Raw genomic sequence first — 10,951 nt, forward strand, 5'->3', positions numbered from 1 at the left:
AGGATGCTCCTCCCACCCTCTGGAACGTCCTTGTTTAAAAGGTTTGTGAAGAAGAGAGCAGCACGCTGCTTATGGCTCCCCTTCTCCAATAGCCTAGCTATGTTCTTCTTAGCCATTCGTAAGGGTTTGCTCTATTGAATCTAAGCGGCTCTCTAGGTCCGTAACCTCTATGGCTTTTACTATGCTGTTTATGAGGAAGGCTTCTCTATAAGCCGCGGCTTCTGTCACTTCGCCCTTTCGGTATCTAGCGTAAAGCTTTACCAGAAGCCGTTTAGCGTCCTTTGCTGTCATTTCCTTAGCCTCCATAGTAGTCAAAGTTTGGTACAGTTTCGGTTCTGGAGAGCTCCTTTAGAAGGAGTCGCTCTTCTCGCTCTTCTCTTTGCTCCTCAGTGTCTTTGAAGGATAGAGGAGTGGACTCCTTCTCTGCTTGTTCTGCTGCTTTTAGGAGGAGAGCTATAAGCTTGTCTGTTGGAACATCCGACAAGTCCCGCTCTTCTACTTCCCTTTGGAGTCGCTCCAGAAGAGATCCCAACCGTTGGAGTCTTCCTTCCTTAGTGAGTCGGTACTCTTCATAAAGTGCTTCTAGCTCTATGGCTCTCCTAGTAGCTATTTCTTCCTCCAGCTCTTTGCTCCAGTTAATAGCCGTTTGCTTACTAACCTGTAGAGTTTTCGCTATAGAGCTGAAGCTCTTCCCCTCTGCTCGTGCCTGGATAAATTGCGCTGCTTGCTGGTTCGTCCTCATATCTTATTGTTGTTGAGGGATATTTCTAGTAACTCTTGGAAAGGAATCTCTAGGCCTGTAGAGTACAGTTCTACCAGGTAGCCGTTGTTCGTCTTCTGATTCATTGGCCCACTTATCAAGTGGGTGTCTATAAGGGCGGCTACTATCTCCTCCTTGCTTTTGTAGGCAAAAACTGAACTAGTTGCCATTCCCCCTTTGTCTTCATCGTAGTACTGCCCGTTGTATAAAGAGTCTACTTTGGATAGATCGTTAGGCAGGAAGAAGGAAGAGGGCTTAACCGCTAGAAGCTGCTTGTAGGTAGCCCCTCTTCTCATTTTCCGCTTCAGCTCTTCCCTGTAGCGGTAGAGCCCCGCTGTGTGGAATAGCCCGCCACAATCTACCAGCTCCTTTAGAGAGGGTTCTTCCTCTAAGTACCGATCATACCCGGTAAGGTCTAGAAGCTCCTCACTAGTCTTAATAGGCCCTCCCTTTACCAGCTCCGCTATGGCCACGAACATATGAGAGAAGTCTATGCTATCCGTCCTTAAACCAGATAAGTGCGCGTGGTCAGTAGTGTAAACCTGCTCCCAGGATAGAAGACCTTCCTGGAGGTAGAGAGCAGCTATTAGGATAGCCTGCTTTCTCTCTTCAAGTTCTATGAAGTATGCTACTAGGCGCTCTTCATTACAAGAGGCTAGTATTTCTTCTCTGCTTAGCTTCCCTACGTAGTCGTACAGAACACCCGCCGCGCCGCTTCTATCAATAGCTTTAGCTTTCCTGTAGTCACTGTCTATAGAAGCCAGAGGGAACGGGCTCTCCGTTCCTACTTGCTCAAAAGCGGCTATCAGTTCAAAGAAGCGTACCTCTTCCTCTGGAGTAAGGTTGTACTCTTCGCAGAAGGCCTCTGCTTTTCTACGGCTAAGAAGCACTAAAGAGGGTTCTTCTTTTATGTCCCTCTTTAGGTAGTCTTTGGCAATGTCTTTAGCGTCTATCATTCAACTTCTGCAATGTAGAATTTATGGAAGTAGACCGTCTAAAAGGCCTTTACTGAAGCTGTGTTATTGTCTACTATTGTTAACCGCTCCCTGGAGGAAAGATTTAAGGCTGGGCTCTGCTATGAAGAGGCCCCTTCCGATTCGTTGAGCCTGTAGCCGCTCCTCCTTTATGTACTTTCGGACTGTTTGAGGAGAGACTCCCAGGAGGGCGGCTGCTTCTGTTACGTTGTAGAGGCTTACTTCTAGTACTTGCTTCATTTGTTGATAGGGTTTACAGTGTTTACAGTTCTATAGCTCCGTTCTCCGCTTCCCAGGCCTCTAAGTAGGCAGAGAGGGCTTCGGCTACTACTTCCTTGATGTTCTTCCGATCTTGGTAGGCTATCCTTTTGATTTTTGCTACAGCCTCTTCTTTGACAATGAAGGAGGCCCGCTTCTCTCCCTCTTTAGTGCCTTCCCTAGTAGAGTCTACAGGAGCCTTCTTAGAAGCTTTAGAGCGGCCCCTCTTTTTTGGGGAGGGGCTTCGCTTACTGGTTACAGGCTTTTCCTCCTTTGCAGGAACAACCTCTAATTGGTTAGGGGAGGCCGCTTCCTCTTTAGCAGAGGGCTGCTTCTTTTGGGCAGGAGACGTTCCCAGGAGGGAGTTAAAGTTTCCGGTAAAGTCTTTCTTACTCATGGCTGTACTGCTTTGCTTGTGTTTCGCTTGTGGTGAACTGGAGGAGCTCTGCTGCTAGGTTTCTGTAGTCGGCTGCTCCGTAGCTGGTAGGCTGGTAACTAGTTACAGGGAGACCGGTAGCTGGAGCCTCTGCTATTGATACGTTTTCCCTTATGACCGTAGAGAAGGCCCGCTCCCCCAGATTCTCCTTAATGCTTTGGAGTACATTCCTGTTAAGGACTTTTCGCCCGTCGTACTTGGTAACAAATACACGGTCTATCTGGAGCCCAATGGAGGAAAGAGCCTCGCTTAGTACCGTGTACCCCTTTAGAGCTAAGAACTCTGCTTCTATAGGCACAATAAGGAAGTGAGCAGCTACAAAAGCACTAAGCGTAAGTACTCCTAGAGAGGGGGGGCAATCAAGTAAGATGTAGTCGTAAGAACTGGTAAGCGGCCTAAGGAGCGTGGAGAGTATCTCTTCCCGTTTAAAGCGGCTGCTTAACTCTATGTCTGCCTTTATGAGCTCCAGGCTGGAGGGAATCAAATAAAGGCCCTCTGATACCTCTACGGGCTCTAGGGCTGTCCCTTGGCTAAGCGCGTTGTACAGTTGGGAAGAGTCTCCCTCCAAACCTAAGCTTTGCGTAAGGTTGTACTGTGCGTCTAAGTCTACTAAGAGCACCTTCTTCCCCGCCTCCTGGAGGGCTGCTCCTAAATTGATTGTAGATGTTGTTTTCCCTACTCCCCCTTTGAAATTTGCTACCGCTATAGTTATGCTCATGTGATTACTGTTTACAGTGTTTACAGGTTGTCCTCTGTGGGGTCTGTGATAAGCTGGAGAGGGGCGTTAAAGTCTAGTGTAACAGAGCGGCCTACGTTCCCACGTTCCCGCTGCTTAAGTACCTTAATTTTGAGCTCGTACTCTTCCGGTGCTTGTCCGCTGCTTTCTCTTTCGTCCTCCGTAATGTCCATAGAGAAGTTGTGCACGCTAAGGACTAAAGAAGCGTCCTGCTCTATAGAAGAGCTCTCGTTTAAGTCGCTAAGCTGTGGCTCCTTTTTATCCGCCCCAGCTCTGTTAAACTGACTCCCCAGGACAACGGCGGCTCCAGATTCGTTAGCCGCTTTAAGAAGCTCTCCAGAGGCCCCTACTATCCGGTTCCTTATGTCCTTCCCTTCCCCTGGTATCTTTTGGATGTAGTCAAAGAAGCAAGCTCCTACAGGGCGGCCTAAGCCCTTTAGCTGTGTGATTATAGGACGGGCCTCTTCGTAGGTGTAAGGGGTAGAGAGTATCTGGAGCCGGCCTGTGTCTACTAGCTCCTCCAGCTTCTTCTTTGCTCTTTCTATTTTATCATTGTCTTTTCTCTGCTCTCGTAGGTAGTAGCGGAGGTACTCTAGGTTACCCTGGGAAGGGTTTACCTGCTCCGCGATCATGAGGCTAATAAGCTTAGTGTAGAGTTTTGCCCTGGGCTCTTCATAGGAGAAGTAGAAGAAACTCTCCCCTGGGTATTCCTTCGCCATCCTGTAGCAAAGGTTTAGCATAAAAGTGGTCTTCCCGTGAGAAGGCTTTCCGGCTATTACCGTGTTTACAGCTCTGGGGATTCTTACCCATTTATCTAAGCTTGCATAGCCTGTCGTGAGAGCGTCCTCCTCCCTTGTAAAGTCCTCTATAATGTCCTCCCAGGAGTGAAGCTCTACAGGCTTCCCTACAATCTTCCGGCGGGCCTCTTCTACTCCTTTCTCTAAAAGTTCTAGGGCTTCCAAAGGGGAGCCTTCCTCCTGGAGTTTCTTTGCTTCTGTCTGGAGCCGGGAAAGCTTAGTCTGTAATTGTTCTCCTTCCTTCCGCTCGTGAAGGCTGTTTGCTGCCTCTATAAAGTCGGCTCCAGTCACCCCTAGAGCCCCTTTTGTGTACTCCTCCGCTGCTTTGAAGAAGCGGCCTTTTTCCATTCCAGGGAGTGAAGTTCCGTACTCTACTAACTCCTCCAGGTAATTGCTTACCTGCTTATGAGAGAGCCCTCCTTCTCTTTCGTGCTTATCGGTTATCTCCTGGAGCTTGTATAGGTAGAAAGGAACAGGAGCCTCCTCCAGGAAAGCCCGTAGAGCTTCTTCCCCCTGGTTCCGGTAAAATTCGTCTAAGTCCTTCCCTGCTTCCCCTAGTTCCTTGGGAGGGATTACGTTAACTGTAAGCCCTTTTGCTTGCTCTCGGAGAAGCTCTATAGCTTTTGCTGTGTAGCTCTCTCCTCTGTCTTTCCCATCGTTGTCCAGACTTATCGTTAACCGCTTTACGCTACTGTGCCGTAGTGCGTCTAAGTGCTTTCGGGAGAGCTGCCCTTGACCTACCGCTACTGTAGGTATACCCAGGGCGGCAAAGTAGAGAGCATCTGGGTAGCCTTCTACTAGGAGGAGCTCTTCCTCTTTCCGGTAGCGGTAGAGGTTGAATAGATCTTCTTTAGACGTGCCTGGGGTTGAGTCCCATCTTACCCCATTAACCTCTTTGCCGTTCCTGGTAACGCTTACTCCTGTAGGGGCTGTAGCTCTTTTCAGAAGGCCCGTTATGGTGCCGTAGCTGTTGCGGTAAGGGAACGCTAACCGGAAGTTGTCTCCGTAGAAGCCAGCAAGAGGGAGCCCTTTAAACTGGTTCTTCCCGTTCCCGTCTCTCTCCCATCCTCCTTTTATGTACTTGCGTACTTCTTCGCTGGTATCGGTATCGCAGAACTTCTCCAGGAGGTAGGCCCTCGCTTCCTCCTCTGGGGGGAGGTAGATAAATTCGGTCTTTTTCAGCGTCTCTAATTCGTACCCTCTGCTCTTTGTGAGGTACTCCAGAACCTCCTTCCCCTCTTCCTGGTAGAGAAGTTGCTTCCCCCTGTTTACAAGCTCCTCTAAGAGGATTCCCTTAAGCGCATAGCCCGTAGGAAGGCCCTTTGGTGTCTCGCTTCCTCCTCCCTTGTTATAACGTGCTAGGTCGGTTCTAAACTCATCAATAAGCCAGCTCTTAGCCTCTGCGAAGGAGCAGCCTTTAGCTGTTATAACAGCCTGGAAGATGTCTCCAGAAGTAAAGCAGCTCTTACAGTGGTAGTAGTCGCTAAAGACGTGGAAACACGTTCCAGAGCTGGAGCTGTGTCCAGTGATACAGTTACCTACTAAGCGGTCTGTTCCTCTAGGCTTAAGCCCTAAGGAAACAGGCAGTTTCTCAATTACTTCCGCTACCGTCAGGCTCCTCTTTAGCTCCTCTGTTACTTGCTTGTAGTCCATTCTTTTTACTGTGCTCTTTTGTTTGTTACAGTGACTCCTAATGGGAGAAGATTCCAAAACTTGATGAGGTAAAGAGCCTGGGCTCCCTTGGTAAGAGTAGAGCTCGTAGCTATCGCTATTGCCTCTGCTCCCTCTTCTTGGTTGTACTCTCCAGGGGAAGGGAAAGCCCGTTCCGCAACCTTCTTAAGCTGTTGCTGTACCTGGTAGCGTTCATCCTGGGAGGGGGCTCTATACGGCTCTCCCGTAGTGGGGCTTACTAGATCAAACTTCCCAGCGAATACAGTGAGTAAGGAGCCGCTCTTTGCATCCATTACGTAGAAGCAGAGCTCCTCTGCTATTAGCTTCTTAGGAGGCTCTTTAGCAGGGGGGGGAGGGGGGAACTCTCCAGCTCTCTTACTCTTCCCTATCTCTTGCTTACGATTGTAGATGTTTGCCACTGTTTACACTGTTTACAGTTAGGAGGTTTACACTGTTTACAGTGAGCTAGAAGACACTATCCAAGAGAGCTTCTGGAGCCTCCTTTAGCCGTATCTCTTCTTCTATTGTAGCCGTGTAAATCTGGGTGGTAGCAGGGCTTTCGTGGCGAAGCACGCTCTGTGCATTTGCCAGCGTTCCCCCCGCTCGTAAGATGTTTACCGCTGTAGTGTGTCGGAAAGAGTGAGCAGTAAACTCCTTGGCGTCTATGCCTATAGCCCGTAGCCCTTCTTTTGCTATGCTGGATATGGTTCTAGTGGTTAGCCGTCCCCCTCTGTTGTTGTTGCTGGTAGACGTGAAGAGGGGCTCCCCTGCTTTGTGTCCCTTCCGGCTCTCTAGGTAGTTAGCTATCGGCTGGTAAGCTTTGTCGGTAAGGATAACAAAGGAGTCCTTGCTCTCTCTTCCCTTCCCTTGGATAAGGAGAACCCTCTTCCCCTGCTTGTAAGTGATGTCCTTTACGTCTGCTCTTACAGCTTCAATAGTGCGGAGGCCCGTTCTCAAAAGGAGGTTTACAATAGCGTAGTCTCGCAGGGCTGCTCCTTGGAAGTGGTCTAAGAGCTCCTTGCTCTTTTCGATGGAGAGGGGCTGCTTCTTAAACTGCTTCTTCCGTCTAGGAGTCTTTACTCCTTTAGCTACGTTGGGGTAGAGCTTGTTAGCCTCCGTCCATTCGTAGAACTTGCGTAGAACGGTAAGGTAAGAGCCTACGGTAAGAGGGCTAAGCCCTCCAGCAAGTAGCTCCGTTTTGTACTGGAGTACTTCCGCTCTGGTCACTTGGGGAAGTGGCAAAAGCTTCTCCTCTACCCAGGAGAACCACTGTTTTAACCCTCTCTGATAAGTCCGTTTAGAGCTGCTCTTTACGTCCTGCTCTGCTATAAATCGAGCTATAATGAGCTCCGTCTTAGCTCCCTTCTCTAGGCTCTGTAGCTCTGTTTTTGTGGTAGTCTGGAGGAGCATTGTCTTTACTGTTTACAGTGTTTACACCGCAAGATACAAACTAATGTTTACATAGTATACAGTGTATACATTTATAACAAGCTAATGTTTACAGTGTTTACAGGGTATACATAAAGATAGTGCTCGTAGTCAGGCCCTCTCCCTCTCCCCTTTTCGCTGTTTGCTCTGTAGTTGATCTGTGAGAGGTTTTAGACGTTTTGTGGGCCATGATACCACACAGGTAGAGAAACAGCCTTACAGGGGCTCCTATGCGGCAAATAAGGCGATATTAGCTACGCTTCTTTGTTTGTTCTCCCTACTGTATGCAACTGGAGGGCTTATCCCCCTGCTCTTCTCTCCGTTTTTGGGAGTCAGGAGAGCAACTTCTGGAGTAGAAAAGAGAGGAGGCTAAGCTCCCTAAAGAGCTTCAGCCTCTTTAAAGATTTAAATCTTTATAGATTTACACTTTGAAAAACCTTTATAATTGGCTGAAAAACAAGATAATACATATTACGTTTGCACCCTGTGGTACGGTGATTTGCACCCTGTGGTACGGTGATTTGCACCCTGTGGTACGGTGATTTGCACCCTGTGGTACGGTAAAACAGTACTGCCTTTTGTCCTCTTGAATAAGGGGCAGCGGGACAAAAACGAAAGCAGCTAAGTATAAGGGGCTTCTGTCCGACTACACACTGGCAGGAAAAGAAGTAAAAAGTTTTCAAAAAAAAGAAAAGGCCTATTGCGATTGTGCTTTTTTTCCCATAGACTTGGTAAAATTTCGCTCAACCAGAGAGCGATTTAAGCAATCATTCGTTCACTTAAATACTTCATGCAATGGATAATGAAAGAATGGAGGAGCTACGAGTTCTATCCGAAAAGGCAGCACTTTCTTCAGCTTTAGCAAAAGAAAGTATAGAAAGGTACACAATCCTCCACGGGAACATAGCAAACGCAGTAACCAAACCCTTGGTGATGAAGATTGCGGAAGAAGCTGATGAGCAGATAAAAACAGCCGTGGATGCAACTGTAAAAGCTGCTATCTCAAACCTTCAGATGTACTTGGATCTGAAAAAGTAGTCTCCTAATGGTGCACTTGGAACACGCGGACACCGCAACAGCTATCGGCTTTCTTAAGCCTAAAAGGTTACGCCACAATAGGGATACACTTGTCAGTATTTGTAAAGAGCGATTTCAAATCCAGGATCTGACCTATTGGCAGTCTATACGGCTACTTCAGTCTCCTGAGATCTTAAGTGAAGAAGAAGGAGAAGCACCCAAGGAAATTTGGAATCTTGAAAACGGGACGTTTAAGAAGAGCCTACTAGCCATTATGGATCAAGATCATTTCCAAGAGAATTGGAAGTTTTCTAACCATGAGATAGGTTTGTATAGCGAATCTTTAAAAAGGGCGTTAGGTCTGTTTCAGCAATTGTATCCAGAAATTTATGAAGAGTTTGCTGAAACGATACACGCATTGCTTTTCGCTAAGCGTGACTCATACGATGGGGGTAGCGTCTCTTCAAGAGTAGGAATGATATGGCTGTCCCCCAAAGAACATTGGACAGATGTGAATTGGGCAGACAACTTGCTTCATGAATTCGTCCACAATTGCCTCTTCTTAGAAGACATGGTCAATACTATATTCCCTTATAGTGCATCCAGAATGGCAGAAGATGATGCTCTTGTTGTTAGTGCCATTAGAAGAACGAAAAGGGGCTATGATAAATCTTATCATGCTGCTTTTGTAGCTTATGCTTTAGTTGAGTTTTATGAAAAACTTGGACGGTTTGATAAAGCAAAATCACTACTGATTCCTCTTTTCCCTTCTTTGAACGATATGAGACAGAACCTAACTTTCATCTCAGATAACGGTCAGAAGCACCTAGACGACTTGATTGGTAGCGTTCTCGGTAAGTCAAGACAGCTAGGTTTGACTTGATCGGATTGCCTCTTTTTTACCAAAACTCGCAGCTAGTGCTTACTTCAAAGCAGCAAGTAGGCTCTCCTGTCCGGCCGGCCTTGATCTCAAAGGAGAGAATAGCTCCAGCGGCCTTACAAGTGTCTATTGCCCTTTGGAAGTACTCCTCTGCTCGCTTCCTTTCGCGTCGCTTGATGTACTTATCTAGCTCCAGCTTATATAGGAGCTTCTCGTACCCTATTTTGACCTCTATGCTCTCTTTCTGTTTCTGGTAAACTACCTGAAGTGCTAAGTAGTCTCTTAACCTGTTTACCGCTGGGAGAACTTTACCAGGGCAAAAGAGAGCTGTCCGGTTAGCTATGTCCTCTGGGTAAAGTACATAGTGAGTGTCTATCTGGTCAACCAGTACAGGGTTTATAGTGAGCTCCAGGAGCTTCTTCCCGTCTTCCCGGTTTACTTCTTTGTAGTCTGTAATAAGGCTTCCTAAGTGTTTTACGTGGCTTTTGCTCCCATTATCTTCCTTCCGTGAGTAGCTCCAATAGAACTTCTTATCCAAGAGCTCACCAAGAGCTTTTAGCGCGTTCTGCTGCTCTTTTCCGGAGTAGTCCTCCTTAGCGACGTAGGCAGAGAAGAGAGCATGAGGAGTTACTTCTAGAACAGGGTAGGATTCCTTCCGGCCTCCTTCGCTGTATCTGTCTCGGCGCGGCTTTTGGTTGCCCTGGTATTCAGTGTCACTAAGCAGGCGTAAGACGGCCGTTAGGAGCCGATCTTCGTTAGGCTGAAGGCTTACTCCAACGAAGGTAACTTTTGCTTCTAGGAGCTCTCCCTGCCGTTCCTGGGGGAGCCCTTCAAAGAGGGATAGAGCTCCTTGTTTCTCCTGGTCGTATCGGTCGCTAGATGTTTTGCTATTAAGCAAGTGGTTTGAGTGCTTCACTAGCTTTCTTTCCTCCTTGGTTTCTACCCTTCGCAGGAAGCCAATAGAGAGAGGAGAGGAGCTTAGCTCTTCTGTCGGGAAATTAGAAATAGGGGAGTGCTCTTTCTTATCTTTTTTACTCATCGCCTATGATTGATGTTACTTCTTTTAGGAGGCTTTCGTTAAGTCGTGTAAAAGAGTAGTTAATACTTAAGAGCACATTTAATGCAGGCTCTTTTTTTGAATAAGCCCTTAGGAAAGAAATATTTTCGGGCTGTTTGAGAGGGACAAAATCAAAGAGAGCCAAGTAGCTACCATTCTCGTGCTTTGTGCCGTCCTCTATAATCCCATGAATGAACTTCCTAAAGGCTGTTGCTCCGCCAAAACTGTACTTTTCCATTAGGGTATTTAGAGCAAGCTCAAACGTTTTCAAGTCTGACAAAGAGCCCTCTCTCTTCTTCCTCAATAGGAGGAGAGCTTCTTTGTAGTTTTGCTTGGTTGACAAGGAGTCTTTCTTTACTCTCCCCAAGGGGGTTTTATAAAGGGGCAAAAGCTCGTTTACCCTTTCGTCATCCAACGCTTGGAGCTTAATAGCCATAGCTTTATAGCTATGGGAATAGATAAATTTCTCTAAAAAAAGAGTTTCAAAGAGGGTGTCTCTTGCATAGGCATTAGAAGCGGCCTGTATAGTCATGTAAAGCTTACGTATGTTCTCGTAGGCCCTTAAATATTCGTTGTAAACAGTAGCTCCTCCAGGGGTTGAGAAGGAATCATCTAGCTTCTTCTCCTCCTCCCTCGTAAGGATGCTCCTCCCACCCTCTGGAACGTCCTTGTTTAAAAGGTTTGTGAAGAAGAGAGCAGCACGCTGCTTATGGCTCCCCTTCTCCAATAGCCTAGCTATGTTCTTCTTAGCCATTCGTAAGGGTTTGCTCTATTGAATCTAAGCGGCTCTCTAGGTCCGTAACCTCTATGGCTTTTACTATGCTGTTTATGAGGAAGGCTTCTCTATAAGCCGCGGCTTCTGTCACTTCGCCCTTTCGGTATCTAGCGTAAAGCTTTACCAGAAGCCGTTTAGCGTCCTTTGCTGTCATTTCCTTAG

13 protein-coding genes are annotated in these 10,951 nt (G+C 47.3%); 2 read left to right on the forward strand and 11 right to left on the reverse strand.

Annotated features, from left to right (window positions below):
* Positions 1 to 295 precede the first annotated feature (295 nt).
* From E4021_RS17655 to E4021_RS17690, 8 genes are all read right to left on the reverse strand, one after another.
* A complete protein-coding gene (locus E4021_RS17655) occupies positions 296 to 742 on the reverse strand; it encodes a COG3415 family protein (RefSeq protein WP_136460789.1) in 447 nt (148 codons plus the stop codon).
* Positions 739 to 1,716, reverse strand: coding sequence for a hypothetical protein (locus tag E4021_RS17660; protein WP_136460791.1), 978 nt, complete (start codon positions 1,714 to 1,716; stop codon positions 739 to 741). Before E4021_RS17660 ends, E4021_RS17655 begins: the two co-directional genes overlap by 4 nt.
* Before the next feature lie 63 nt (positions 1,717 to 1,779).
* Positions 1,780 to 1,974 (reverse strand): helix-turn-helix domain-containing protein, encoded by a 195-nt coding sequence (locus tag E4021_RS18645; RefSeq protein WP_136460792.1) that lies wholly within the window; start codon positions 1,972 to 1,974, stop codon positions 1,780 to 1,782.
* Positions 1,975 to 1,996: 22 nt separating this feature from the next.
* The gene (locus tag E4021_RS17670; RefSeq protein WP_136460794.1) at positions 1,997 to 2,389 is read right to left on the reverse strand and encodes a hypothetical protein; all 393 of its coding nucleotides are present in this window, start codon (positions 2,387 to 2,389) and stop codon (positions 1,997 to 1,999) included.
* Positions 2,382 to 3,146 carry a ParA family protein gene (locus tag E4021_RS17675; RefSeq protein WP_136460796.1) on the reverse strand — a complete coding sequence of 255 codons (765 nt, stop codon included), beginning with the start codon at positions 3,144 to 3,146 and terminating at the stop codon, positions 2,382 to 2,384. The genes E4021_RS17670 and E4021_RS17675 overlap by 8 nt, the downstream gene beginning before the upstream one ends.
* A 20-nt stretch (positions 3,147 to 3,166) precedes the next feature.
* Entirely contained in the window at positions 3,167 to 5,614 is a 2,448-nt protein-coding gene (locus E4021_RS17680; RefSeq protein ID WP_136460798.1) for a DnaB-like helicase C-terminal domain-containing protein, read from the reverse strand.
* Positions 5,615 to 5,619: 5 nt separating this feature from the next.
* Positions 5,620 to 6,051, reverse strand: coding sequence for a hypothetical protein (locus E4021_RS17685; protein ID WP_136460800.1), 432 nt, complete (start codon positions 6,049 to 6,051; stop codon positions 5,620 to 5,622).
* 46 nt (positions 6,052 to 6,097) lie between these two features.
* The gene (locus E4021_RS17690; RefSeq protein WP_136460802.1) at positions 6,098 to 7,042 is read right to left on the reverse strand and encodes a tyrosine-type recombinase/integrase; all 945 of its coding nucleotides are present in this window, start codon (positions 7,040 to 7,042) and stop codon (positions 6,098 to 6,100) included.
* Positions 7,043 to 7,855: 813 nt separating this feature from the next.
* On the opposite strand from E4021_RS17690, the gene E4021_RS17695 reads away from it, so the two are divergent.
* Both E4021_RS17695 and E4021_RS17700 read left to right on the forward strand, forming a co-directional pair.
* Positions 7,856 to 8,098, forward strand: coding sequence for a hypothetical protein (locus E4021_RS17695; RefSeq protein ID WP_136460804.1), 243 nt, complete (start codon positions 7,856 to 7,858; stop codon positions 8,096 to 8,098).
* Positions 8,099 to 8,105: 7 nt separating this feature from the next.
* Positions 8,106 to 8,960 carry an aKG-HExxH-type peptide beta-hydroxylase gene (locus tag E4021_RS17700; RefSeq protein ID WP_136460806.1) on the forward strand — a complete coding sequence of 285 codons (855 nt, stop codon included), beginning with the start codon at positions 8,106 to 8,108 and terminating at the stop codon, positions 8,958 to 8,960.
* Between the two features lie 16 nt (positions 8,961 to 8,976).
* Here the strand turns inward: E4021_RS17700 and E4021_RS17705 are convergent, their stop codons facing one another.
* The 3 genes from E4021_RS17705 to E4021_RS18345 all read right to left on the reverse strand — a co-directional run.
* On the reverse strand, positions 8,977 to 9,996 hold the full coding sequence (locus tag E4021_RS17705) for a hypothetical protein (RefSeq protein WP_136460808.1): 1,020 nt from the start codon (positions 9,994 to 9,996) through the stop codon (positions 8,977 to 8,979).
* On the reverse strand, positions 9,989 to 10,768 hold the full coding sequence (locus E4021_RS17710; RefSeq protein WP_136460810.1) for a hypothetical protein: 780 nt from the start codon (positions 10,766 to 10,768) through the stop codon (positions 9,989 to 9,991). Before E4021_RS17710 ends, E4021_RS17705 begins: the two co-directional genes overlap by 8 nt.
* The coding region (locus tag E4021_RS18345; protein WP_211097063.1) for a hypothetical protein at positions 10,761 to 10,951 on the reverse strand (191 nt) is incomplete at its 5' end. The genes E4021_RS18345 and E4021_RS17710, both read right to left, overlap by 8 nt.

The sequence above is a fragment of the Neolewinella litorea genome (assembly GCF_004803465.1).
Classification (GTDB): Bacteria; Bacteroidota; Bacteroidia; order Chitinophagales; family Saprospiraceae; genus Neolewinella; species Neolewinella litorea.

Coding starts and splice junctions, on each gene's coding strand:
- E4021_RS17690 (WP_136460802.1), bottom strand. CDS start 7,042: ATGCTCCTCCAGACTACCACAAAAACAGAGCTACAGAGCCTAGAGAAG.
- E4021_RS17660 (WP_136460791.1), bottom strand. CDS start 1,716: ATGATAGACGCTAAAGACATTGCCAAAGACTACCTAAAGAGGGACATA.
- E4021_RS17680 (WP_136460798.1), bottom strand. CDS start 5,614: ATGGACTACAAGCAAGTAACAGAGGAGCTAAAGAGGAGCCTGACGGTA.
- E4021_RS17700 (WP_136460806.1), top strand. CDS start 8,106: ATGGTGCACTTGGAACACGCGGACACCGCAACAGCTATCGGCTTTCTT.
- E4021_RS17670 (WP_136460794.1), bottom strand. CDS start 2,389: ATGAGTAAGAAAGACTTTACCGGAAACTTTAACTCCCTCCTGGGAACG.
- E4021_RS17655 (WP_136460789.1), bottom strand. CDS start 742: ATGAGGACGAACCAGCAAGCAGCGCAATTTATCCAGGCACGAGCAGAG.
- E4021_RS17705 (WP_136460808.1), bottom strand. CDS start 9,996: ATGAGTAAAAAAGATAAGAAAGAGCACTCCCCTATTTCTAATTTCCCG.
- E4021_RS18645 (WP_136460792.1), bottom strand. CDS start 1,974: ATGAAGCAAGTACTAGAAGTAAGCCTCTACAACGTAACAGAAGCAGCC.
- E4021_RS17710 (WP_136460810.1), bottom strand. CDS start 10,768: ATGGCTAAGAAGAACATAGCTAGGCTATTGGAGAAGGGGAGCCATAAG.
- E4021_RS17695 (WP_136460804.1), top strand. CDS start 7,856: ATGGATAATGAAAGAATGGAGGAGCTACGAGTTCTATCCGAAAAGGCA.
- E4021_RS17675 (WP_136460796.1), bottom strand. CDS start 3,146: ATGAGCATAACTATAGCGGTAGCAAATTTCAAAGGGGGAGTAGGGAAA.